This window comes from Streptomyces morookaense (assembly GCF_013030945.1).
In the GTDB taxonomy this organism is placed as follows: Bacteria; Actinomycetota; Actinomycetes; order Streptomycetales; family Streptomycetaceae; genus Streptomyces; species Streptomyces morookaensis.
The window spans coordinates 114271-137874 of the sequence record NZ_JABBXF010000027.1; the positions used below are offsets into that span (position 1 = coordinate 114271).

General features: G+C 71.7%; 17 protein-coding genes. 10 read left to right on the forward strand and 7 right to left on the reverse strand.

Annotated elements, in window-relative coordinates:
* Positions 1-29: 29 nt before the first annotated feature.
* From HG542_RS13565 to speB, 3 genes are all read right to left on the reverse strand, one after another.
* Positions 30-3824 (reverse strand): ABC transporter ATP-binding protein, encoded by a 3795-nt coding sequence (locus HG542_RS13565; protein ID WP_229922836.1) that lies wholly within the window; start codon positions 3822-3824, stop codon positions 30-32.
* 143 nt (positions 3825-3967) lie between these two features.
* Entirely contained in the window at positions 3968-6118 is a 2151-nt protein-coding gene (gene kdpB / locus HG542_RS13570; protein WP_171081039.1) for a potassium-transporting ATPase subunit KdpB, read from the reverse strand.
* Positions 6119-6268: 150 nt separating this feature from the next.
* Complete coding sequence (gene speB, locus HG542_RS13575; protein WP_171081041.1) at positions 6269-7240, reverse strand: agmatinase; 972 nt, start codon at positions 7238-7240, stop codon at positions 6269-6271.
* 211 nt (positions 7241-7451) lie between these two features.
* On the opposite strand from speB, the gene HG542_RS13580 reads away from it, so the two are divergent.
* Positions 7452-8231, forward strand: a complete 780-nt coding sequence (locus tag HG542_RS13580; protein WP_171081112.1) for a phosphatase — start codon at positions 7452-7454, stop codon at positions 8229-8231.
* Positions 8232-8253: 22 nt separating this feature from the next.
* On the opposite strand, the gene tesB is transcribed toward HG542_RS13580, so the two are convergent.
* The 3 genes from tesB to HG542_RS13595 form a co-directional block, all read right to left on the reverse strand.
* Complete coding sequence (gene tesB, locus HG542_RS13585) at positions 8254-9141, reverse strand: acyl-CoA thioesterase II (RefSeq protein ID WP_171081043.1); 888 nt, start codon at positions 9139-9141, stop codon at positions 8254-8256.
* A 32-nt stretch (positions 9142-9173) separates the two neighbouring features.
* The gene (locus HG542_RS13590; protein ID WP_171081045.1) at positions 9174-10331 is read right to left on the reverse strand and encodes an acyl-CoA dehydrogenase family protein; all 1158 of its coding nucleotides are present in this window, start codon (positions 10329-10331) and stop codon (positions 9174-9176) included.
* Between the two features lie 168 nt (positions 10332-10499).
* Positions 10500-11120: an SACE_7040 family transcriptional regulator gene (locus HG542_RS13595; RefSeq protein WP_171081047.1), complete on the reverse strand. Its 621-nt coding sequence runs from the start codon at positions 11118-11120 to the stop codon at positions 10500-10502.
* Positions 11121-11211: 91 nt separating this feature from the next.
* Here HG542_RS13595 and HG542_RS13600 point away from each other — a divergent pair, with 91 nt between their 5' ends.
* From HG542_RS13600 to glmS, 7 genes are all read left to right on the forward strand, one after another.
* Positions 11212-12843 carry a carboxyl transferase domain-containing protein gene (locus HG542_RS13600; RefSeq protein ID WP_171081049.1) on the forward strand — a complete coding sequence of 544 codons (1632 nt, stop codon included), beginning with the start codon at positions 11212-11214 and terminating at the stop codon, positions 12841-12843.
* Positions 12844-12860: 17 nt separating this feature from the next.
* Positions 12861-14897, forward strand: coding sequence for an acetyl/propionyl/methylcrotonyl-CoA carboxylase subunit alpha (locus tag HG542_RS13605; RefSeq protein WP_171081051.1), 2037 nt, complete (start codon positions 12861-12863; stop codon positions 14895-14897).
* On the forward strand, positions 14894-15832 hold the full coding sequence (locus tag HG542_RS13610; RefSeq protein ID WP_171081053.1) for a hydroxymethylglutaryl-CoA lyase: 939 nt from the start codon (positions 14894-14896) through the stop codon (positions 15830-15832). The genes HG542_RS13605 and HG542_RS13610 overlap by 4 nt, the downstream gene beginning before the upstream one ends.
* Before the next feature lie 9 nt (positions 15833-15841).
* A complete protein-coding gene (locus HG542_RS13615; protein ID WP_171081114.1) occupies positions 15842-17002 on the forward strand; it encodes an acyl-CoA dehydrogenase family protein in 1161 nt (386 codons plus the stop codon).
* 58 nt (positions 17003-17060) lie between these two features.
* Positions 17061-17963 (forward strand): DUF4429 domain-containing protein, encoded by a 903-nt coding sequence (locus HG542_RS13620; RefSeq protein ID WP_171081055.1) that lies wholly within the window; start codon positions 17061-17063, stop codon positions 17961-17963.
* A 97-nt stretch (positions 17964-18060) separates the two neighbouring features.
* Entirely contained in the window at positions 18061-18336 is a 276-nt protein-coding gene (locus HG542_RS13625; protein WP_171081057.1) for a hypothetical protein, read from the forward strand.
* 104 nt (positions 18337-18440) lie between these two features.
* Positions 18441-20261 carry a glutamine--fructose-6-phosphate transaminase (isomerizing) gene (gene glmS / locus HG542_RS13630; RefSeq protein WP_171081059.1) on the forward strand — a complete coding sequence of 607 codons (1821 nt, stop codon included), beginning with the start codon at positions 18441-18443 and terminating at the stop codon, positions 20259-20261.
* Between the two features lie 353 nt (positions 20262-20614).
* On the opposite strand, the gene HG542_RS13635 is transcribed toward glmS, so the two are convergent.
* Complete coding sequence (locus HG542_RS13635; protein ID WP_171081062.1) at positions 20615-21136, reverse strand: universal stress protein; 522 nt, start codon at positions 21134-21136, stop codon at positions 20615-20617.
* A gap of 412 nt (positions 21137-21548) precedes the next feature.
* Here HG542_RS13635 and HG542_RS13640 point away from each other — a divergent pair, with 412 nt between their 5' ends.
* Positions 21549-21881 carry a hypothetical protein gene (locus tag HG542_RS13640; protein ID WP_373313196.1) on the forward strand — a complete coding sequence of 111 codons (333 nt, stop codon included), beginning with the start codon at positions 21549-21551 and terminating at the stop codon, positions 21879-21881.
* A gap of 368 nt (positions 21882-22249) precedes the next feature.
* Positions 22250-23602 (forward strand): helix-turn-helix domain-containing protein, encoded by a 1353-nt coding sequence (locus HG542_RS13645; RefSeq protein ID WP_171081065.1) that lies wholly within the window; start codon positions 22250-22252, stop codon positions 23600-23602.
* The last annotated feature ends 2 nt before the right edge of the window (positions 23603-23604 follow it).

The following is a 23604-nucleotide window of genomic DNA, read 5'->3' on the forward strand; positions in this document are numbered from 1 at the left end:
CGTCTTCGCGGTCCACTCGGTCACACGGTCTACGCCGGGATGACCTCTCCCGTGAACGTGCGCCACAGCTGCGCGTACCGGCCGTCCTGCGCGAGCAGTTCGGCGTGGGTGCCGTCCTCCACCACACGGCCGTGGTCCAGGACCACCACGCGGTCGGCACGGGCGGCCGTGGTCAGGCGGTGGGCCACGACCAGCGTCGTGCGGCGGCCGGCCAGCCGGTCCGTCGCCTCGTTGACGAGCGCCTCCGTCGCCAGGTCGAGCGCGGCCGTCGCCTCGTCGAGCAACAGGATGTCCGGGTCGACCAGCTCCGCGCGGGCCAGTGCGATCAACTGCCGCTGGCCGGCGGAGAGATTGCGGCCGCGCTCCGTCACGGTGTGCAGATAGCCGCCGTCGAGCGTGGCGATCATCGCGTGCGCGCCCACCGCCCGCGCCGCCGCCTCGACCTCCGCGTCGGTGGCGTCCGGACGCCCGTAGGCGATCGCGTCGCGCACGGTGCCGGGGAAGAGGTACGGCTCCTGCGGCACGACGCCGAGCCGGTGCCGGTAGCCGGCCGGGTCCAGGTCCCGCAGATCGTGCCCGTCCACGCGCACCGCGCCCCCGGTCGGGTCGTAGAACCGCGCCACCAGCTTCACCAGAGTCGACTTGCCCGCACCCGTCTCGCCGACGAAGGCCACCGTCTGGCCCGCCGGTATGGTCAGCCGGACGTCCGACAGCGCGGCCTCGCCGTCATCCGCGGCACCGTACTGGAAGCGCACGCTGTCGAATTCGATCTGACCGCTCAGTTCGCCGACCGCGACCGGCTGTTCGGCCACCGGCGTGGACGTCGGTTCGCGCAGCAGGCCCTGGATGCGGCCCAGGGAGACGGTCGCCTGCTGGTAGCCGTCGAAGACCTGGGAGAGCTGCTGCACCGGTGCGAAGAACAGGTCTATGTACAGCAGATACGCCACCAGCGCACCCGCCGTGAGCGTCCCGTCGCTCACCCGTCCCGCACCCACGATCAGCACGGCGGCCGCCGCGACGGACGACAGCAGCTGAACGAACGGGAAGTACACGGAGATCAGGAACTGGCCGCGCACCCGGGCGTCCCGGTAGGACAGGCTGCGCTCGGCGAACCGCTGTCCGCCCGAGGCCTCACGGCGGAACGCCTGCACGATGCGCAGACCGGCAACGCTCTCCTGGAGGTCGGCGTTGACCACTCCGACGCGTTCCCGTGCGAGTTCGTACGCCTTGACGCTCTGGCGGCGGAAGTAGAAGGTGCCGATGACGAGCAGGGGCAGGGTCGCGAAGACGACGAGGGCCAGCTGCACGTCGATGACCAGCAGGGCGACCAGGATGCCGAAGAAGGTGAGCACGGAGACGACGGCGGTGACCAGGCCGGTCTGCAGGAACGACGACAGGGCGTCCACGTCCGTCGTCATCCGGGTCATGATCTTGCCGGTGAGCTCGCGCTCGTAGTAGTCCAGACCGAGCCGCTGGAGCTGCGCGAAGATCTTCATGCGCAGCGCGTACAGCACACGTTCGCCCGTCCGTCCGGTCAGCCGGTTCTCGGCGACCTGTGCGGCCCACTGGCCCAGGACGACGAGGAGGGCGAGGGCGGAGGCCGCCCACACCGCTCCCAGGGCCATGCGCTGCACTCCCTGGTCGATGCCGTGCCGGATCAGCACGGGCAGCAGCAGACCGGCGACCGCGTCGACGGCCACGAGCAGCAGGCTGACGGCCAGGGGTGCGCCGAAACCGTGCAGCAGCCGGCGCAGGCCGTAGGACTCCTCGGGGCGCGCGGCCTGCTCCTCGTCGATGTCAGGCGTGTCGGTGGCGGGCGGCAACGCGGCCACCTGGGCGAGCAGTTCGGGGGTGGCCGGCATCCCGGCGAGGGCGCCGTGCGCCTCCGGGGTGTCGGAGGTGTCCTTGCGCACCCACAGGTGCGGGGTGACCCCGTCGACGAGCTTCCGCCCGGCCCTCGCGGGCACGGCGACGGCCGGCGGCTCGGCGAGGCCGGTGGCCGCCGCCTCGCCGTCGAAGACGCCGGCGAGGGCGACCGTGCGGCTCTCCCCGGCCGCCAGGCCCGCGGGGTCCTTGCGCACGCCCGCGAGCTCCTCCGGGTCCGTCAGCAGGCGCCGGTACAGCTCGCAGCCGGCCTCCAGCTCCTCGGCGGTGCCGACCGCGGCCAGCCGGCCGCCGTCCAGGACGGCGATGCGGTCGGCCAGTGCGAGCGTGGACGCCCGGTGGGCGATGAGGAGGGTCGTACGGCCCGCCATGACGCCCCGCAGCGCCTCGTGGATCTCGTGCTCCACGCGCGCGTCCACGGCCGACGTCGCGTCGTCCAGGAGCAGCAGGCGCGGGTCGGTCAGGATCGCGCGGGCGAGGGCGATGCGCTGGCGCTGGCCGCCGGAGAGGGTCAGGCCCTGCTCGCCGACCGTGGTGTCGTAGCCGTCCGGCAGGTCGGAGATGAAACCGTCCGCCTGAGCGGCCTGTGCGGCCGCGCGGATCTGCTCGTCCGTGGCGTCCGGCACGCCGTAGGCGATGTTGGCGCGGATGCTGTCGGAGAACAGGAAGCTGTCCTCGGGGACCAGGCCGATGGCCGCGCGCAGTGATGCGTGGGTGAGGTCGCGGACATCCACGCCGCCGACCCGGACGGTGCCGGAGGTGGCGTCGTAGAAGCGCGGCAGCAGCAGCGCGAGGGTCGACTTGCCGCTGCCGGAGGCGCCGACGACGGCCAGCGTCTCGCCCGGTTCGATGCGCAGGGAGAGACCGTCGAGCACGGGCCGCTCGGAGTCGTATCCGAACGTGACGTCGTCGAACTCGACGGTGGCAGGGGCGTCCGCGGGAAGATCGCGCGCCCCGTCACGCTCCTGCACCACCGGTTCGGTGTCGACGAGTTCGAGGACCCGTTCCACACCGGCCCGGGCCTGCTGCCCGACCGTGAGCACCATGGTGAGCATCCGCACGGGACCGACGAGCTGCGCGAGATACGTGGAGAAGGCGACGAACGTGCCGAGGGTGACCTGTCCGCGCGTGGCCATCCAGCCGCCGAGGGCGAGCATGGCGACCTGGCCGAGGGCCGGTACGGCCTGCAGGGCGGGCGTGTAGCGGGAGTTGAGGCGCACGGTGCGCAGCCGTCCGGCGAAGAGCCTGCGGCCGACCTCGCGGAGCTTGCCGGTCTCCTGGGCCTCCTGGCCGAAGCCCTTGACGACGCGGACGCCCGTCACGGCACCGTCCACGACGCCCGCGACCGCCGCGGCCTGGCCCTGCGCGTACCAGGTGGCGGGGAAGAGGCGGGTGCGGCTGCGCCGGGCGAGGAACCACAGCGCGGGGGCGACCGCGAGGGCGACGACGGTGAGCAGCGGCGAGAGGACCGCCATCACCACGAGCGAGATGATGAACAGCAGGATGTTGCCGATCATCATCGGCAACATGAAGAGCAGGCTCTGGATGAGCTGGAGGTCGCTGGTGGCCCGGCCGACCACCTGGCCGGTGGAGAGCTCGTCCTGCCGCCTGCCGTCGAGCCGGGCGATGGCGGCGTACATGTCGGTCCGCAGATCGTGCTGGACGTCGAGCGCGAGCCGTCCGCCGTAGTAGCGGCGGACGTAGGTGAGCGCGTAGACGACGACCGCGGCGACGATCAGCAGGGTGGCCCAGGGGGCCAGGGGGCGCTGGTGGGAGCCTATGACGTCGTCGATGATCAGGCGGGGTATGAGGGGCACGAGCGCCGTGACGGCCATGCCGACGAGCGAGGATCCGAGCGCCAGCAGTACCGTGCTGCGGTACCGCCAACAGTAACCGGCGAGCCTCCTGGCCCACCCCCGACCGGTTGCGTCCTGCGCCACCACCCAGACCTCCTGTTGGTCTTCTCCCGCATTGCCGACGGAAGGCCCCAACGCTCCGGGCGGCCGATTTCATCCCGCTGCAACACACGCGACCGGAATGACCTCATCCGGTCGCCTGTGCCGCATCCTCGCCACAGGGCGGATCAGATCCCGGGGATGTACTGGATCAGCAGGTCGATCAGCTTGATACCGGCGAACGGGGCGACGAGCCCGCCGACCCCGTAGAGGCTCAGGTTGCGGCGCAGCAGCGCGTGGGCCGAGGACGGTGCGTAGCGCACGCCGCGCAGGGCGAGCGGAATGAGGGCCACGATGATCAGCGCGTTGAAGATGATCGCGGAGGCGATGGCGGAGGTCGGGCTGTGCAGGCCCATGACGTTGAGCTTCTCCAGGCCCTCGTAGCCGGCCACGCCGCCGAACATGGCGGGGACGATCGCGAAGTACTTGGCGACGTCGTTGCAGATGGAGAAGGTCGTCAGGGCACCGCGGGTGATGAGCAGCTGCTTGCCGACCTCGACGATGTCGATGAGCTTGGTGGGGTTGGAATCCAGGTCGACCATGTTGCCGGCCTCCTTGGCGGCCGGCGTGCCGGTGTTCATGGCCACGCCGACGTCGGCCTGGGCGAGGGCCGGGGCGTCGTTGGTGCCGTCGCCGGTCATGGCGACGAGGTTGCCCCCGGCCTGTTCCTCGCGGATGCGCGCGAGCTTGTCCTCGGGGGTGGCCTCGGCGATGAAGTCGTCGACGCCCGCCTCGGCGGCGATGGCCCTGGCGGTGAGCGGGTTGTCGCCGGTGACCATGACGGTCTTGATGCCCATGGCGCGCAGTTCGGCGAAGCGCTCGGCGATGCCGGGCTTGACGACGTCCTTGAGGTGGACGGCTCCGAGCACCCGGGCACCGTCGGGGTCCTCGATGGCGACGAGCAGCGGCGTGCCGCCGGCCGCTGCGATGGATTCGACGATCCAGGCGGCTTCCTCGGGTACCTGGCCGCCGCGTCGGGCGACCCACTGGACGACCGCGTTGCCGGCGCCCTTGCGGATGCGGCAGAAGTCGCCCTGGAAGGCGAAGTCGACGCCGCTCATGCGCGTCTGGGCGGAGAAGGGGACGAAGCGGCCGTGCGAGAAGTCCCCGTCGCTGTGGTGGATTCCGTGCTGCTTGGCCAGCTCGACGATGGAGCGGCCCTCGGGCGTCTCGTCGGAGAGGGACGACAACTGTGCGGCGTCGGCGAGCAGTTCGGCGGAGATGCCCTTGACGGGCACGAAAGCGGCTGCCCGGCGGTTGCCGAGGGTGATGGTGCCGGTCTTGTCCAGCAGCAGCGTGCTGACGTCCCCGGCGGCCTCGACGGCCCGGCCGGACAGGGCGACGACGTTGCGCTGGACGAGCCGGTCCATGCCCGCGATGCCGATCGCGGAGAGCAGCGCGCCGATGGTCGTCGGGATGAGGGTGACCAGCAGGGCGACCAGAACGGTGATGGTCTGCGGTGCGCCCGCCCAGTCGGCCATGGGCTGCAACGAGACGACGGCCAGGATGAAGATGACGGTGAGCGAGGCCAGCAGGATGTTGAGCGCCAGCTCGTTCGGCGTCTTCTGCCGGCTGGTCCCCTCGACCAGGGCGATCATCCGGTCGAGGAAGGTGTGACCGGGGCGTGAGGTGATCCGGACGACGATCCGGTCGGAGAGCACCTTGGTGCCGCCGGTGACGCCGGAGCGGTCGCCGCCCGACTCGCGGATCACGGGGGCGGACTCGCCGGTGATGGCCGACTCGTCGACCGATGCGACGCCGTCGACGACCTCGCCGTCACCGGGAACGGTCTCGCCGGCCGCCACGACCACGAAGTCCTGCGGCCGCAGATCGGTCGCCGGTACCTGTTCCTCCTCCCAGTCGTGGCTCTGGATGCCGACGCGCCAGCTGCGCAGCCGCCGGGCGACGGTGGTGCTGCGCGTGCGCCGCAGCGCCTCCGCCTGCGCCTTGCCGCGGCCCTCTGCGACCGCCTCGGCCAGGTTGGCGAAGATGACGGTCAGCCAGAGCCAGACACTGATCACCCAGGCGAAGACCGACGGTTCGAGCACCGCGGAGAGGGTCGTCAGGACGGAACCGACCTCGACGACGAAGAGCACCGGGTGCTTGACCATCACCCGCGGATGCAGCTTGCGGACGGCATCCGGGAGGGACGCGACCAGCTGTTTGGGATCGACGAGCCCGCCGCCCACCTTCCGGTGGCTGCGCCGCCGCCCTGGTCCGGGCGGGGGCGGCGGGGTCGGGGTCGCCTGTACGTCCTGGTCCGGCAGCAGGTGCAGCATCGGGGTGGCCTTAGCGGTCGGATGGCGTGAAATGACCGACTCAGCCAATCGTCTCCGGCACATCCGCCGGGTTCCCCTGACGGGCCTTTGTCGCAAGGCCCGTCAGGACTGACGCCCTTTTAGCGCCGGGGAAGGAACTGTGAGGGAACGTCAGCCCCGGGCTGCAGCGATCTGCCGCGACATGATGGTGGTCAGCTCGTACGCGGTGTGCGACGCGGCCACGGACGTGATCTCCGCGTGGTCGTACGCCGGCGCGACCTCGACCAGGTCGGCGGAGACCAGATGACAGTCGGCGAGCCCGCGGATGATCTCCAGCAGCTCGCGGGAGGTGAGGCCGCCGGCCTCCGGGGTGCCGGTGCCGGGCGCGTGGGCCGGGTCCAGCACGTCGATGTCGATCGAGATGTAGAGCGGACGGTCACCGATGCGCTGGCGCAGCTGGTCGGCGACCTCGTCCACGCCGCGGCGCATGACATCGGCGGACGTGACGATGCCGAAGCCCATCTTGGCGTCGTCGTCCAGGTCCTTCTTGCCGTACAGCGGGCCGCGGGTGCCGACGTGGGAGAGCGCGGAGGTGTCGAGGATGCCCTCCTCGACGGCGCGGCGGAACGGGGTGCCGTGGGTGTACTCGGCGCCGAAGTAGGTGTCCCAGGTGTCCAGATGCGCGTCGAAGTGCAGCAGGGCCACCGGGCCGTGCTTCTTGGCGACCGAGCGCAGCAACGGCAGGGCGATGGTGTGGTCGCCGCCGAGCGTCATCATGCGCGCGCCGGTGCCGAGGAGGTCGTCGGCCGCGGCCTCGATCGTCTCGACGGCCTCGTCGATGTTGAACGGGTTCGCGGCGATGTCCCCCGCGTCCGCGACCTGCGCCAGGGCGAAGGGGGAGGCGTCCTGCGCCGGGTTGTACGGGCGCAGGAGGCGGGAGGCCTCGCGAATGGCGTTGCCGCCGAAGCGGGCGCCGGGGCGGTACGAGACACCGGTGTCGAAGGGCACGCCGACGACGGCCACGTCCGCGGTGCCGACCTCGTCCAGGCGGGGCAGCCGGGCGAACGTCGCGGGGCCCGCGTAGCGGGGGATGCGGGAGGAGTCGACAGGGCCGCGCGGTTCACGGGGGGCGGGGGTGCTCATGCTGGGGCCTCTCGGGATCACGGACGGGTCACGGTCGCGTCGATGTGGTCACGTTCGCATCAACGTCGGGGCGGCCGCGGTGGCCGTACCCGAGGGTAGGCAGGGAGCCGGATTCCGCACATGTACGGATTGCAGGGTCCGGAACGTCCATATGGACACGACGTCCATCGCACGCCCGGGGGAGAATCACCACATGCCGAGCACTCCGACCATGCCGATACCCGGCCGCAGCGAACTGATCGACCACCTCGTCCGCGCCCGCATCGCGGGCGCCGTCGCGACCCCGCGGGAGAACAATCTCGACCACTACCGCAGGCTCGCGCAGGGTGACCGCAATTTCTGGTTCGGCCTGGAGCTCGGCGACCGCTGGGCGGACGAGCAGGACGTCCTGGCCGTCATGGCCGAGCGCTGCGGCGTCAGCGACGACCTCGAACACCGCTCCGGACAGGACACGATCGACCCGGAGCTGACGGTCGCGGCCCTGGAGCGCATGGCCGTGGTGCTGCGCAAGGCGGCCGAGGGCCGCCTGAGCGTGCTGCTGGCCACCGGTCACCCGGGCGGCCTGCTGGACGTCCACCGCACGACCGCCGCCGCGCTCCGGGCGGCCGGCTGCGAGATCGTCGCCGTCCCCTTCGGGCTGCGGGCGGACGACGGGAACGTGTACCAGGTCGCGGACGTGGCCGTGTACGAGCGCGGGGCGTCGCTGTGGCACACGCACTCGCCGCACCCGATGGCGGCGATCCTGGACGGTCTCGCGGCCGCGGGTCGCCCGCTGCCGGACCTGGTGGTCGCCGACCACGGCTGGGCCGGGTGCGCCGCGCAGCGCGGCATCGATGCGGTCGGGTACGCGGACAGCAACGACCCCGCACTGTTCCTGGCGGAGGCGGAGGGGACGCTGCAGGTGGCGGTGCCCCTGGACGACCACGTGGCCGACCCGCGGTTCTACGAGCCGATGACCGCCTACCTGCTGGGGGCGGCCGGACTGGTGTGACGGCGCGGTGCCCCGCGGCGCGTCACCCGCGGGGCACCCGCACCACGCCCTCCTGGATCACGGAGACCGCCAGCCGGCCGTCCGCCGTGAAGATCCGGCCCCTGGCCAGGCCCCGGCCGCCCTGGGCCGTCGGGCTCTCCTGGTCGTACAGCAGCCATTCGTCCGCCCTGAACGGCCGGTGGAACCACATCGCGTGGTCCAGGCTCGCCCCGACGACATCGCCGACCGCCCAGCCGCCCCGCCCGTGCGCGAACAGCACGGAGTCCAGCAGCGTCATGTCGGAGACGTACGTCGCCAGGCAGACGTGCAGCAGCCAGTCGTCGTCCAGCTTGCCGTTCGTCCGGAACCACACCTGCGACTTCGGCTCCCGCACCTCCCCCACGCTGGCGAACGGCGGTGCGTCCACGTAGCGCAGGTCCACCGCGTCCCGCGTGTCCAGGATCCGCTGCACGACCTCCGGCCCGCCGAGCAGATCGGTGTAGGCGGGCAGCATCTCGGCGGCCGTGGGGAGGGACAGCGGATCGGGCGCCGCCGGCATGGGCTCCTGGTGCTCCAGACCCTCCTCGTGCGCCTGGAAGGAGGCCGACAGGTGGAAGATCGGCTGCCCGTGCTGCACGGCGACCACGCGCCGCGTGGTGAAGGACCGCCCGTCCCTGATGCGGTCGACGGTGTAGACGATCGGCACGGCCGGATCGCCGGGCCGCAGGAAGTAGGAGTGCAGGGAGTGCGCGGGCCGGTCGCCCGGCACCGTCCGTCCGGCCGCCACCAGGGCCTGCGCGGCGACCTGTCCGCCGAACACCCGTGGTACGAGGGTGGGATGACTGGTGGTCCCGCGGAATATGTTCTCCTCGATCTGCTCGAGGTCGAGCAGACCGAGCAGTTCGTCCAGCGGGGTAAGGGGCTCGTTCATAGGGCCGGTGGTCCTTACAGGCCTTACAGGCCTTACAGGCCCATTGACTTGGCGACGATGGAGCGCATGACCTCGCTCGTGCCGCCGTAGATCCTGCTGACGCGGGTGTCCGCGTACAGACGAGCGATCGGGTACTCCATCATGTAGCCGTATCCGCCGTGCAGTTGGAGGCACTTGTCGATGACGACGGCCGCGCGCTCGGTGGTGAACAGCTTCGCGGAGGCCGCGTCGGCGGCGGTCAGCTCGCCCGCGTCGTGCGCGTCCAGGGCACGGTCGACGACCGCCTGCATCGCGTCGACCTCGGACTTGCAGTCGGCGAGCACGAACTTGGTGTTCTGGAAGGACGAGACGGTCTTGCCGAACACCGTGCGCTCCTGCACGTATCCGGTGGCGAACCGCACGGCCGCGGCGGACTGCGCGTAGGCGCCGACGGCGATACCGAGGCGCTCCTGCGGCAGGTTGTGCGTGAGGTACTCGAACGCCCTGCCCTCCTCGCCGAGGCGGTCCCCGACGGGCACCACGACGTCGGTGAAGGAGAGTTCGGCCGTGTCGGAGGAGTGCAGGCCGAGCTTTTCGAGCTTGCGGCCGACCGCGTAGCCCTCCGAGGAGGTGTCGACGACGAGGATGGAGATGCCGCCGCGCCGGTCCTCGGGGGTGGCGGGCGCGGTGCGGGCGCAGACGAGGACCCGGTCGGCCTGGACGCCTCCGGTGATGAAGGTCTTGGCGCCGTTGAGCACGTAGTGCGTGCCGTCGGCGGAGAGCTTCGCCGTGGTCCGCATGCCGGCCAGGTCGGAGCCCGTGCCGGGTTCGGTCATGGCGATGGCGGTCATCATGTCGCCGGAGACGAACGAGGGCAGCCAGCGCCGCTTCTGCTCCTCGCTGCCGTAGGCGAGGAGGTACGGCAGGCAGAGCGCGGTGTGCACGCTGCTGCCGCCGAAGCTGACGCCCGCGCGGGCGCACTCCTCGGTGATGACGGCCTGGTACTTGAAGCTGGTCTCGCCCGCGCCGCCGTACTCCTCGGGCACCTGGATGCCGAACACGCCCAGTGCGCCGAGCTTCTTGTAGAACTCGCGCGGCACGGCGCCGGCTTCGCGCCACTGGTCGTAGGACGGGACGACCTCGGCGGCGATGAAGTCGCGGATGGTCTCGCGGAACGCCTCGTGGTCCTCGTTGAACACCGTGCGACGCATCATCGCCTCCCCGGCTGCTGCACAGCTGTATAAGCGCTTGCTCAGCCAGAAGCTACTCGGGGGTCACCGGACCTGTCCAGATCCGGTTCCTCCGTGGCCCGATCGGCACCCCGGCCCGACACAGCCCCCGGCCGACCCCGATCGACCCCGCCGGGCCGCCCGGGCAGGTCAGTCCGAGAGGGCCGCCAGCGCCCCCAGCGCGAGGCGCCGCAGCAGGGCGGCGGTGGCCGCGCGGCCGGGCAGGGCGCCGGGGCGGCCGAGGTGCGGAGTGGAGTTGAGCAGCCCGAACACGGCGTGCACGGCCGCACGGGCCTCCGCCTCCGCGGCACCCGGGTGCAGCTCGCGCACGACCCCGACCCAGAGCTCGACGTACTGGCGCTGGAGCGAGCGCACCAGCTTGCGGTCGCTGTCGCGGAGCTGGCCCAGCTCGCGGTCGTGGAGGATGATCAGCGCCCGGTCGTCGAGGGCGAAGTCGATGTGCCCGTCGATCAGCGAGTCGAGCACGGCCGCCGGGCCCGCACCCGCCTCCGCCGCCTCGGCGACGCGCTGCCGGCCGCCGGCGAAGAGCCGCCCGCTGATCCCGACCAGCAGCTCGGCGAGCATCGCGTCCTTGCCGGCGAAGTGCCGGTACAGCCCGGGGCCGCTGATGCCGACCGCCGCCCCTATCTCGTCCACGCCGACGCCGTGGAACCCGCGCTCGGCGAAGAGCCGGGCGGCCTCCTGGAGGATCCGCTCGCGGCGGGTGGGGGCCGGGGCGGCGGGCTGGGGGCGGGTCGCTGCGTCCTTCACAAGACAATTCTAGACAGCCGGGTTAGCGCGCGTTAACGTGGGGAACAAGGATGTTAACGCTCATTAACACGAGCAAGGGGGCTCGAGGACGATGCAGCAGGCACCGGTGCTCGGGAGCGCCGCAGATCCGGCGTCCGACGCCTGGCGGGCCAACGAGGCCGCGCACCGCGAACTGGCCGAGCAATTGCGGCGGAAGCTCGCCGCGGCGCGGCTGGGCGGCGGCGAGAGGGCCCGCGAACGGCACACGGCACGCGGCAAGCTGCTGCCGCGCGACCGGGTGGACACCCTGCTGGACCCCGGCTCGCCCTTCCTCGAGCTCGCCCCGCTCGCGGCGGACGGCATGTACGAGGGGGCGGCCCCGGCCGCGGGTGTGATCGCGGGCATCGGGCGGGTGTCGGGCCGCGAGGTGGTGATCGTCGCCAACGACGCCACGGTCAAGGGCGGCACGTACTACCCGATGACGGTCAAGAAGCACCTCCGCGCCCAGGAGATCGCGCTGGAGAACAGGCTCCCCTGCCTGTACCTGGTGGACTCGGGCGGCGCCTTCCTGCCGATGCAGGACGAGGTCTTCCCCGACCGCGAGCACTTCGGCCGCATCTTCTACAACCAGGCACGGATGTCGGGAGCAGGGATCCCGCAGATCGCTGCGGTGCTGGGCTCCTGCACGGCGGGCGGGGCCTATGTTCCGGCCATGAGCGACGAGGCGGTGATCGTGCGCGGCCAGGGCACGATCTTCCTCGGCGGCCCGCCCCTGGTGAAGGCCGCGACGGGCGAGGTCGTCACGGCGGAGGAGCTCGGCGGCGGGGAGGTCCACTCCCGGGTCTCGGGCGTCACGGACCACCTCGCGGAGGACGATGCACACGCCCTGCGCATCGTGCGGACCATCGTCTCGACGCTGGGCGACCGCGGCCCGCTGCCCTGGCCGGTGGAGCCGGCGGAGGAGCCCAAGGCCGATCCCGCCGGGCTCTACGGAGCGGTGCCGGTGGACTCGCGGACGCCGTACGACGTGCGCGAGGTCATCGCGCGCGTGGTGGACGGCTCCCGGTTCGCCGAGTTCAAGGCCGAGTTCGGGCAGACCCTGGTGACGGGCTTCGCCCGGATCCACGGCCACCCGGTCGGCATCGTCGCCAACAACGGCATCCTCTTCTCCGAATCCGCCCAGAAGGGCGCCCACTTCATCGAGCTGTGCGACCAGCGCGGCATCCCGCTGGTCTTCCTGCAGAACATCTCGGGCTTCATGGTCGGCCGGCAGTACGAGGCGGGTGGCATCGCCAAGCACGGCGCGAAGATGGTCACCGCCGTCGCCTGCACCCGGGTCCCGAAGCTGACCGTCGTCATCGGCGGCTCGTACGGCGCGGGCAACTACTCCATGTGCGGGCGCGCCTATTCGCCGCGCTTCCTGTGGATGTGGCCCAACGCGAAGATCTCGGTGATGGGCGGCGAGCAGGCGGCCTCCGTCCTCGCCACCGTCAAGCGCGACCAGCTGGAGGCGCGCGGCGAGGACTGGAGCGCGGACGAGGAGGAGGCGTTCAAGGCCCCCGTCCGCGAGCAGTACGAGACCCAGGGCAACGCCTACTACGCCACCGCGCGGCTGTGGGACGACGGCGTCATCGACCCGCTGGAGACCCGGCAGGTGCTGGGCCTCGCGCTCACCGCGTGCGCCAACGCCCCGATCCCCCCTCGAGACCCGGCCGCCCCCGGCTACGGCGTCTTCCGGATGTGAGAGGACACGGACCCACGATGTTCGACACCGTACTGGTCGCCAACCGGGGCGAGATCGCCGTGCGCGTCATCCGTACGCTGCGGGAGCTGGGCATCCGTTCCGTCGCGGTCTTCAGTGACGCGGATGCGGACGCCCGCCACGTCCGGGAGGCCGACACGGCCGTGCGGATCGGCCCCGCCGCGGCCTCCGAGAGCTACCTGTCCATAGAGCGCCTGCTGGCGGCCGCCGGGCGCACGGGCGCCCAGGCCGTCCACCCCGGCTACGGTTTCCTCGCCGAGAACGCGGCCTTCGCCCGCGCCTGCGCCGAAGCGGGGCTGGTCTTCATCGGCCCGCCCGCCGCGGCCATCGAGCTGATGGGCGACAAGATCCGCGCCAAGGAGACGGTGCGCGCAGCAGGCGTTCCCGTGGTGCCGGGCTCGTCCGGCAGCGGACTCGGCGACGCCGAACTGATCGCCGCGGCACGGGAGATCGGCATGCCGGTGCTCCTCAAGCCCTCGGCGGGCGGCGGCGGGAAGGGCATGCGGCTCGTCCGCGACGAGGCGCTGCTGGGCGAGGAGATCGCCGCGGCCCGCCGCGAGGCGCGCGGGTCGTTCGGGGACGACACCCTGCTCGTCGAGCGCTGGGTGGACCGCCCGCGGCACATCGAGATCCAGGTGCTGGCGGACGGCCACGGCACCGTCGTCCACCTCGGCGAGCGCGAGTGCTCCCTCCAGCGCCGGCACCAGAAGATCGTCGAGGAGGCACCCTCCCCGCTGCTGGACGAGGCGACGCGGGCCGCCATGGGCGAGGCCGCGGTGCAGGCCGCGCGGTCCTGCGGCTACACCGGCGCGGGCACGGTGGAGTTCATCGTGCCGGGCGGCGATCCCTCCTCCTACTACTTCATGGAGATGAACACCCGCCTCCAGGTCGAGCACCCCGTCACCGAACTCGTCACCGGGCTGGACCTGGTGGAGTGGCAGATCCGGGTCGCCGCGGGCGAGCCCCTCGGCTTCGGCCAGGAGGACGTGACGCTCACCGGGCATGCGGTGGAGGCGCGGATCTGCGCGGAGACGGCACGGGTGAGCGGCGAGCGCGTCGACTTCCTGCCGTCCGCCGGCACGGTGCTCGCCCTGAACGAGCCGGCGGGCGAGGGCGTCCGGGTGGACTCCGGGCTGGCGGCCGGCAGCGCCGTGGGCACGTCCTACGACCCGATGCTCGCGAAGGTCGTCGCGCACGGCCCGGACCGGGAGACGGCACTGCGGAGACTGCGCGGGGCACTGGCCGGGACGGCCGTGCTCGGTGTGGACACCAACGCAGGGTTCCTCCGGAGGCTGTTGGAGCATCCGGACGTGGTGTCCGGCGCGCTGGACACGGGCCTGGTCGACCGGGAGGCCGCCGCACTCGTGTCGGCGACGGTGCCGGACGAGGTGTACGTGGCCGGCGCCCTGCTGGCGCAGGCGCGGATCTCCCCCGCGGACGACGGGCGCTGGGTGGACCCGTTCTCGGTCCCGTCCGGCTGGCGCCTGGGCGGTGAACCCGCGTGGACGGCACACCACTTCCGCGTCCCGGGCCACGCCCCGGTGACGGTCCACGTGCGCGGTACGGACGTCCTCCTGGGCGAGAAGGACGGTACGAAGCTCGACGGCGCCCGGCTGCTGCCCTCTCCGCGGCCCGGGGCCGTGAGCCTCGAACTCGACGGTGTCACCCACGTGTTCACCCACTCCCCCGGCCCGGAGGGCACCTGGCTCGCCCGCGAGGGCGACACCTGGCACCTCGCCCCGCACGACCCCGTCGACGCCACCGGCGGCGCGGCGGCCGCCCACGCCGGCACCCTCACCGCCCCCATGCCCGGCACCGTCACGGTGATCAAGGCGGCCGTGGGGGACAGGGTCACCGCCGGGCAGGGCCTCCTCGTCGTCGAGGCGATGAAGATGGAGCACCTCATCTCCGCCCCGCACGACGGCATCGTCACCGAGCTGGACGTCACCGCGGGCAGCACCGTCGCCATGGACCAGGTGCTGGCCGTCGTCACCCCGGAGACACCGGAACAACCGGAGCAAGGGGAAGAGTCATGATCAGCGGACTGCCGATGACCGTCCCGGACCCCGCCCTCCCGGACCGCGTCCGGATCCACGAGGTGGGCCCCCGCGACGGCCTGCAGAACGAGAAGGCCGTCGTCCCGGCGGAGATCAAGGCGGAGTTCATCCGCCGCCTCGCCGCCAGCGGCCTGTCCGTCATCGAGGCGACCAGCTTCGTGCACCCGAAGTGGGTGCCGCAGCTGGCCGACGCCGAGCAGCTGATGCCCATGCTGGCGGACGTCCCGGCCCGGCTGCCGGTCCTCGTGCCCAACGAGCGAGGTCTCGACCGCGCCCTCGCCCTGGGCGTCCGCGAGGTCGCGGTCTTCGCCAGCGCCACGGAGTCCTTCGCCAAGGCCAACCTCAACCGCACCGTGGACGAGTCGCTGGAGATGTTCGCGCCGGTCGTCGCCCGGGCCCGGGAGGCGGGCGGGAGCGTGCGCGGCTACCTCTCGATGTGCTTCGGCGACCCCTGGGAAGGTGCCGTCCCCGTCGACCAGGTGGTCCGCGTGAGCCGCCGCCTGCTGGACCTCGGCTGCGACGAGCTGAGCCTCGGGGACACCATCGGCGTCGCCACCCCGGGCCATGTCGCGGCGCTGCTGACCGCGCTCGGCGAGGCCGGGGTGCCCGCAGGGCGGCTCGCCGTGCACTTCCACGACACCTACGGGCAGGCCCTTTCCAACACCCTCACCGCCCTGCGCCACGGGGTGACCACCGTCGACGCCTCCGCGGGCGGCCTCGGCGGCTGCCCCTACGCCAAGAGCGCCACCGGCAATCTCGCCACCGAAGACCTCGTCTGGATGCTGGAGGGCCTCGGCATCGCCACCGGGGTCGACCTCGGCCTGCTCACCGCCACCAGCGTGTGGATGGCCGCCCACCTGGGCCGCCCCAGCCCCTCCCGCACCGTCCGCGCCCTCGCCCACCAGGAGCACTGAGCCATGTCGCTGGACCACCGCCTCACCCCCGAGCACGAGGAACTCCGCCGCACCGTCGAGGAGTTCGCACACGACGTGGTCGCCCCCAAGATCGGCGACTTCTACGAACGCCACGAGTTCCCGTACGAGATCGTGCGGGAGATGGGCCGCATGGGCCTGTTCGGACTGCCCTTCCCCGAGGAGTACGGCGGCATGGGCGGCGACTACCTCGCCCTCGGCCTCGCCCTGGAGGAGCTCGCCCGGGTGGACTCCTCGGTCGCGATCACCCTGGAGGCGGGCGTCTCGCTCGGCGCCATGCCCGTCTACCGCTTCGGCACGGAGGAGCAGAAGCGCACCTGGCTGCCGAAGCTCTGCACCGGCGAGATGCTGGGCGCCTTCGGCCTCACCGAGCCCGGCGGCGGCTCGGACGCGGGCGCCACCCGCACCACGGCCCGGCTGGACGAGGCCACGGGCGAGTGGGTGATCAACGGCACCAAGTGCTTCATCACCAACTCCGGCACGGACATCACCGGCCTGGTCACGGTCACCGCCGTCACCGGCCGCAAGCCGGACGGCCGCCCGGAGATCTCCGCGATCATCGTCCCGTCCGGCACCCCGGGCTTCACGGTCGCGGCCCCCTACTCCAAGGTCGGCTGGAACGCCTCCGACACCCGGGAGCTGTCCTTCTCCGACGTCCGGGTCCCGGCGGCCAACCTGCTGGGCGCGGAGGGGCGCGGCTACGCCCAGTTCCTGCAGATACTGGACGAGGGGCGGATCGCCATCTCGGCGCTGGCGACGGGCCTGGCCCAGGGCTGCGTCGACGAGTCGGTGTCGTACGCGAGGACGCGCGAGGCGTTCGGCAGGCCGATCGGGGCCAACCAGGCCGTCCAGTTCAAGATCGCGGACATGGAGATGCGGGCGCACACGGCCCGGCTGGCCTGGCGGGACGCGGCCTCCCGGCTGGTGCACGGCGAGCCGTTCAAGAAGGAGGCGGCGCTGGCCAAGCTGTACTCCTCGGAGATCGCGGTCACCAACGCCCGCGAGGCCACGCAGATCCACGGCGGCTACGGCTTCATGAACGAGTACCCGGTGGCCCGGATGTGGCGGGACTCCAAGATCCTGGAGATCGGCGAGGGCACGAGCGAGGTCCAGCGGATGCTGATCGCCCGGGAACTGGGGCTCACGGACTGACGGTCCGGCGGCTCCCGGACGGTTCGTGCCGGGCGGACCTGCTGGGAGAATTGCCCGCATGGTTGAAATCCTTCAGAAGGACGGCACTTGGGCGTTCGAGGGTGATGCGATACGCATCGTCCCGGGCTGGGACAAGGGGGTGCACGCCGCGCGGCAGACGCTCGGCGAGCTGACCGTGCCGCTGACGGCCGTCGCGGGCATCTCCTTCGAGCCGGGCCGCAAGGGCGGCCGGCTGCGCCTGCAACTGCGCCACGGGGCCGACCCGTTGACCCGGGCGTCCGGCGGCCGGCTGCCGGACGCCGCCGACCCCTATCAGCTGTCGGTCGACGCGTCGGTGGCGGATGTCGCCGGCTATCTGGTGGACGAGGTCCGGCAGGCGCTGCTGCTGGACCAGGTGCCCTCCGGCCCGGTGGACCGCTATCTGCTGCCGGGCCCCGCCGTGCCGCTGTCGGTGTCCGCCGGTGACGGCACGGTCCACTTCGACGGCGAGCACGTCCGGCTGGAGTGGAACTGGAAGACGGACGAGGACAAGCGGGCGGCCGGACCGACCGTGCTCCCGCTGGCGGAGATCCACGGCGTGGAGTGGCGGCCCTCGGCCGGTCTGGAGAACGGCTGCCTCCGGTTCACCACCGCCGGCGGCCCGAGCAGGCTCCCGGCCAAGCGGGATCCGCACGCCGTGGAGCTGTACGGCTTCAAGAAGGACCCGCTGATGGCGTTGGTCGCCGCGGCGGTCACCGCCCGGCTGCCGCATCCGTCGGGAAGATCGGAACCGGCCGCCCCTCTTCCGGCGTCCTCACCCGTGCAGCAGCTCGAAGCCGCGGCGCCCGAGGCCGCCGAGACCGGCGCCGATCACGACACCCTGCTGCGCCGCCTGCGCGAGCTGGGTGAGCTGCGCCATGCGGGCGTCCTCACCGAGGAGGAGTTCGCCGCAGCGAAGCAGGCCATACTTCGCCGCTTCTGACCGTTTCCTTTGCACTTCGACCGCCTTCCAACCCTGATCCTGCCCGATTTCGGGCAGGATTGTTGCGAAAGGCGTCGGCACCCCTCAGTATCGACGGGTGCTCGAACGCCGCATGACCCACGACGACCTGGTCGACCACCTGGTGCGCAGCACACCGCTGCAGCGCGGTGAGGCCGCCCGGGTGGTGCTGGACGTGCTGGCGTACTTCGACGAGACGACCGAGGAATTCGTCCGGCGCCGCCACCGCGAGCTGCAGTCCGGCGGCATGACGAACGCCGGAATCTTCGAGCGGATCGCGGCCGAGCTGCCGCACCGGGCGGTGTCACCGCCCGAACTCTCGCTGCGGCAGCTCCGCCGCATCGTCTACGGCTGAGCGCACAGCGGCCCGCACGCCGCACCGCCGCCACGGCCACTGCCGTCGCCCATCGTCATCGTCGTCGCCGGGCACCACCGATCGCTTACCTGGGAGGGTCATTTATGTGCGGAATCGTCGGATACATCGGGAAGCGTGATGTCGCACCGCTGCTCCTCGAAGGCCTCCAGCGCCTGGAGTACCGCGGCTACGACTCCGCCGGTATAGCCCTGCACGCGAGCGGCAAGACCGGCGGCCTGAAGGCGGCCAAGGCCAAGGGCCGCGTCCGCGAGCTCGAGGCCCGCCTGCCCAAGCGCTTCAACGGCACCACCGGCATCGCCCACACCCGCTGGGCCACCCACGGCGCCCCGAACGACGTGAACGCGCACCCCCACCTGGACACCGAGGAGAAGGTCGCGGTCGTCCACAACGGCATCATCGACAACGCCGCCGACCTGCGCACCCGGCTGACCGCCGAGGGCATCGCCTTCGTCTCGGACACCGACACCGAGGTGCTCGCCCACCTCATCGGCCGCTCCCAGGCCGCCACCCTGGAGGAGAAGGTCCGCGAGGCCCTCCGCCACATCGAGGGCACCTACGGCATCGCCGTGCTGCACGCCGACTTCCCGGACCGCATCGTCGTCGCCCGCAACGGCTCCCCCGTGGTGCTGGGCATCGGCGAGAAGGAGATGTTCGTCTCCTCCGACGTCGCCGCCCTGGTCAGCCACACCCGCCAGGTCGTCACCCTGGACGACGGCGAGATGGCCACCCTCAAGGCCGACGAGTACCGCACGTACACCACCGAGGGCTCCGCCACCTCGGCCCAGCCGACCACCGTGGAGTGGGAGGCCGAGTCGTACGACATGGGCGGCCACGACACGTACATGCACAAGGAGATCCACGAGCAGGCCGACGCCGTGGACCGCGCGCTGCGCGGCCGCATCGACGACCGCTTCTCCACCGTGCACCTCGGCGGCCTCAACCTCGACGCCCGCGACGCCCGCGCCGTGCGCCGCGTCAAGATCCTCGGCTGCGGCACCTCGTACCACGCCGGCCAGATCGGCGCCCAGATGATCGAGGAGCTGGCCCGGATCCCCTCCGACGCCGAGCCCGCCTCCGAGTTCCGCTACCGCAACCCGGTCGTGGACCCCGACACGCTGTACATCGCGGTGTCGCAGTCCGGTGAGACCTACGACGTCCTCGCGGCCGTCCAGGAGCTCAAGCGCAAGGGCGCCCGCGTCCTGGGCCTGGTCAACGTGGTCGGCTCGGCGATCGCCCGGGAGACCGACGGCGGCATCTATGTGCACGCCGGCCCCGAGGTCTGCGTCGTCTCCACCAAGTGCTTCACCAACATGGTGGTCTCCTTCGCGCTGCTCGCCCTGCACCTGGGCCGCATCCGCGACCTGTCCGTCGCCGACGGCAAGCGGATCATCGAGGGCCTGCGCAAGCTCCCCGCCCAGATCGCCGAGATCCTGGACAACGAGGAGCAGATCAAGAAGATGGCCGAGGAGTACGCCGACGCCAAGTCGATGATGTTCATCGGCCGGGTCCGCGGCTACCCCGTCGCCCGCGAGGCCTCGCTGAAGCTCAAGGAGGTCTCGTACATCCACGCCGAGGCCTACCCGGCCTCCGAGCTCAAGCACGGCCCGCTGGCCCTGATCGAGCCCGCGATGCCGACGGTCGCGATCGTGCCGGACGACGAACTGCTGGAGAAGAACCGCGCCGCGCTGGAGGAGATCAAGGCCCGCAGCGGCCGCATCCTCGCCGTCGCGCACCGGGAGCAGGAGAAGGCCGACCACACCATCGTGGTGCCGAAGAACGAGGACGAGCTGGACCCGATCCTCATGGGCATCCCGCTCCAGCTGCTCGCCTACTACACGGCGAAGGCCATGGGCCGCGACATCGACAAGCCGCGCAACCTGGCGAAGTCCGTCACGGTCGAGTAGCCGCCGGACCGGCCCCCACCGGGGCCATGAACTCTCGTACCTGTCCGCACCTGTCCGCGACAGGTCCGAGAAGGACGGTCCTCCCTGCGCGTGCCACCACGCGCGCGGGGAGGACCGCCTCCCCTGTGCCGGCGTCGCCCTCGCGCCGGCGGTGATGCCGCCGGGGCCCGGGAACCGTCACCTCCCGTCCGGCAGCACGCAAGCGTCCTGTTGCCGGATGCCTACCCCCCGGAACGGCGCCTGCCACCTCTACGCGCGAGTAGATTCCGGAAGCCGTATCCTCCCCCGCCCTCATGTCGCCGACGGCATGGGGGAGTTGACGTACCTGCAGAAAACGACAAGCGGGGCACCGCTCAGGGGATCACGACCACAGGGCGCTGCGCGCGCCGGGCCAGCCGCCCCGCCACCGAGCCGAAGATCCGGCCCACCAGGCCGTGCGTGGAGCCGACGACGATGGCGTCCGCCGCGTACTCCCGCCCGACTTCCTCCAGTTCGTGGCAGATGTCCCCGCCGCGCTCCACCAGGATCCACGGCACCTCGGACAGATGGTCCGCGCAGGCGAGTTCGAGGCCGAGCACCTCGGTGCGGTGGTCGGGGACGTCCACGAAGACCGGCGGCTCGCAGCCCGCCCAGACGGTCGTCGGCAGCCGGTTGGCCACATGGACGATGATCAGACCCGAGCCGGAGCGCCGGGCCATCCCGATTGCATACGCAAGCGCCCGCTCGCTCGACATGGAACCGTCGAAGCCCACCACGACGCCGTGCTGGAACGCCGGATCGCAGGAATGACGTGTTTCTTCCGCCGCTTCGGGATCCGCCATCTGATCGGCGATCCGCTTGCGGTCCGCGGGTTCGGAGAATTCGTGACCGGCCATCGGTGTCTCGGCGAAGGAAGTCCTCGGACGGAGGGATCGGCAGTGGGCTGGTTGAAGTTGTCGACGGAGCTGAGGGGCGCTGCCCGCAGATGGATCATGGACGGCAAAATCCGTCCGGGATTCATCTTTTCAAGTGCTTACCCCCAGGGTACGGCGCCACTCCCCGCCTGCCCAGATGCCTGCGGATGATGCGTGCCCCCCGGAACCGGCCGTTCGGCGCCGGGCGCGCGGCCGCACGGGACACGGCACCCGGTGCCCTTGGCCAAGGCGCGCGGGCGTTCCCCGGAGCATGCACGAGGGCGGCGCGCAGCGCAATGGGCCGGGCTTCCCGGAGATGCCCGTGCCCCCAGTGACCCGGGCGGCGGGAGCGGCGTTGTAGTACCGCCAGCAGCCGCCAGCAGGGAGCCGCTCCGTGCCCGGAACCCGTGACCACACCCGCGACGACGACGCCGAGGGGGAATCCCCCGATCCGGTGAGCGATGTCGTGCGCTGGGCGGCGTTCAGCTGCGCCCTGGTCCCGGTCGTTCTGCTGATGTGCGGTCAGTCCTTCGGCGGTGCGGTCGGCAGCGCGGCCGGACTGGTGGCCCTCACCTGCGTCTGTCACGCCCTGCTGCGCCAGTCCGAGCGCACCGCCGCACGGGTCGCCGCCGACCGCACCGCGCCGCACCGCGGACGGCACGGCAGAACGGGCGCCGGCACGCACCGGGGCGCACGCCATCCGGGCACCGGACACCCCCTCGACTGACGCTCTCGTACGCCTGCACCCGTAGGTTTTCAGCCAACTTCAGGCCGAACTCCCCACCTTGGCCGCAGCCGCTCCCAACAGCCGGTCGACCAGCAAGGAAAGGACCACGGAGGGCGGTTGCCGCCTACGCTGTGTGGGCAGGGGCGGGAGGCGTACTTTTCACCGCGCCCTGCAAGTGCAACGCTTCGTGATCGAACGCTTCGCGCCAAGTTGTCATGTCGACATAGAGCCGGGTGGTGAACTGGTCACCGCGTCTCCATGCGACGCAGTAGATTCGATCTTGGCCATGACCGGCGGGGGAACCGTTCAGGACCGAGGGGAAACGTGCAGGACCGAGAGGACTCGACCGCCGAGGGGGGCTTAGCGCCATGAGCCAGGACTCCACGACCGTACCGGAGACCGCGCGCAAGCTCTCCGGACGCCGCCGCCGGGAGATCGTCGCAGTGCTGCTTTTCAGCGGCGGCCCCATCTTCGAAAGCTCCATCCCGCTCTCCGTCTTCGGAATCGACCGACAGGACGCGGGAGTTCCCCGCTACCGATTGCTGGTGTGCGCGGGCGAAGATGTGCCATTGCGAACGACCGGCGGCTTGGAATTGACCGCACCGTACGGCCTGGAGGCACTCTCCAGGGCCGGCACCGTCGTCGTACCGGCCTGGCGGTCGATCACCCAGCCGCCGCCCGCCGCCGCACTCGACGCACTGCGCCGTGCCCATGAGGAGGGCGCCCGCATCGTGGGGCTGTGCACCGGGGCCTTTGTACTGGCCGCGGCGGGGCTGCTCGACGGCAGGCCCGCCACCACCCACTGGATGTACGCGCCCACGCTCGCCAAGCGCTATCCGTCGGTCCACGTGGACCCGCGGGAGCTCTTCGTGGACGACGGCGACGTACTGACGTCCGCGGGCACCGCGGCAGGCATCGACCTGTGCCTGCACATCGTCCGCACCGACCATGGAGCCGACGCGGCGGGGGCCCTGGCCCGGCGTCTCGTCGTGCCGCCGCGCCGCAGCGGAGGACAGGAGCGCTACCTCGACAGGTCTTTACCGGAGGAGATCGGCGCCGACCCGCTCGCCGAGGTCGTCGCCTGGGCGCTGGAGCACCTCCACGAGCAGTTCGACGTGGAGACCCTGGCCGCCCGCGCCTATATGAGCCGTCGCACCTTCGACCGGCGGTTCCGTTCGCTCACCGGGAGCGCTCCCCTGCAGTGGCTGATCACTCAGCGGGTGCTCCAGGCGCAGCGGCTCCTGGAGACCTCGGACTATTCCGTGGACGAGGTCGCCGGACGCTGCGGCTTCCGCTCGCCCGTGGCCCTGCGGGGTCACTTCCGCCGGCAGCTGGGGTCCTCCCCCGCCGCCTACCGGGCCGCCTACCGGGCGCGCCGCCCGCAGAGCGGTGCGGACGGCAGGCCGGAGCGGAGCGAGCGGCCGGAGCGGGGCGACCGTGGCGAGCGGTTCGACCGGCCGGAGCCGGTCGAACCACGGCCGGGGGATCCTTCGCTGGCGGCGATGCGGCGGGCGGCCATGGCCACCACGGCCCATGCCGTCACCGGGGCGCCGCTGGGAGCTCCGCCGCCTCATGGAGGTCATAGCAGACATACAGGACATATCGTTCATGACCCCGGTTCCGCCGGAGGTCATCTCACCGGTGGGCCGGAGCCGGGCAAGCCCGACACCGACCTCTACACTCCGCGCCTGCCCGGTCAGCGGGAGCGCCCCGTAGGGTGAGA